Origin of the sequence: Blautia sp. MSJ-36 (assembly GCF_018917985.1) — a bacterium.
In the GTDB taxonomy this organism is placed as follows: domain Bacteria; phylum Bacillota; class Clostridia; order Lachnospirales; family Lachnospiraceae; genus Blautia_A.
Window position 1 is genome coordinate 1 of sequence record NZ_JAHLPQ010000072.1, and the last position, 629, is coordinate 629.

A 629-nucleotide genomic window follows, 5' to 3' on the forward strand; every position below is an offset into this window, starting at 1 on the left:
AAAGTAGCCACATCAGACGATGCCAGTATTGCAGTATCTTTCCAGATGAGTTACCGGTATGATCCAGACACAGTGATTGATACATACAAGCGTTTTAAAGGAATGGACGGAGAGGATATCATCGAAAACCGTGTGAAAACTGTCCTGAAATCAAAGATTTCCGAAATTACGACAGATTATTCAATGATGGATATCTATTCCGGGAACAGATCCGCACTGAACAATGCCATCACGGAATATCTTAATAAAGATTTTCACAAGAAGTACGGCATTGAAGTTCTGGATGCATCCATTGTGGATGTACACCCGGATAAAAAGCTGAAGCAGGCCATTGATAACCGTGTCACTGCTTTACAGGAAAAACAGCAGGCGCAGGCAGAGCAGGAAAAAGTAAAAGTCCAGAAGGAGACAGAAAAGCTCCAGGCAGAAGCGGACGCCCAGATCGAACTGACCAAGGCCGAAGCAGATGCAAAAAAAGCAAAGGTCAAGGCTGCAGCTGAAGCCGAGAACACAAAGATTAAGGCAAAAGCACAGGCAGAGGCGAATAACGAACTCAGTGCATCCATTACGGACGAGCTGATCAAGATGAAGGAGGCAGAAGCTCACTACAAAAATGGCTGGGTTACAGT

At 44.8% G+C, this 629-nt stretch carries 1 protein-coding gene; it reads left to right on the top strand.

Annotated features, from left to right (window positions below; genetic code table 11):
- Positions 1-629: SPFH domain-containing protein (locus KQI39_RS17190; RefSeq protein WP_216419782.1), on the top strand; the 629-nt coding region annotated here is incomplete at both ends.